At 77.5% G+C, this 435-nt stretch carries 1 pseudogene; it reads left to right on the top strand.

Features of this window, described 5'->3' with window-relative positions:
- Positions 1–435, top strand: a pseudogene (locus AOK22_RS40515) (hypothetical protein); the annotation flags it as partial.

The raw sequence follows: 435 nt of genomic DNA, 5'->3' as shown, positions 1-435 counted from the left end.
GCACGCACAGCGGCGCCGAGGCCCGCTCGGCCGTGCGCGCCGCGCTGCGCAGGCCCGTCGAGGAGGGCACCGGCGAGCACCGCCCGGCCCGCCGCGCCGAGCCGATCGTGCTGGCCTCCGGCAACCTGGGGCTCGTCTCGTTCCCTGACGTGCCGCACCGCATGACCCGCGAGGAGATCGACCGCCGCCACCCGGCGCTGCTCCCCACGCTCGCCAACCACCCGGGCATCGGGTTCCTCCTGGTGCGCAGCGCGGAGCGGGGACCGCTCGTGCTGGGCGCGCGGGGCGCCGAGGTGTACCTGGACGAGGACCCGGCCGACCTCGGGCCGCTCGCCGACTTCGGGCCCGGCGCCGCGGACGCGGTGCGCCGCACCCACGGCTTCCCGCACACCGCCGACATCATGGTCAACTCCTGGTACGACCCGCAGGAGGGCG

It is taken from the genome of Streptomyces silaceus, from assembly GCF_001419745.1.
Lineage (GTDB): Bacteria > Actinomycetota > Actinomycetes > Streptomycetales > Streptomycetaceae > Streptomyces > Streptomyces silaceus.
This window is presented reverse-complemented; position numbering and strand designations above follow the sequence as displayed.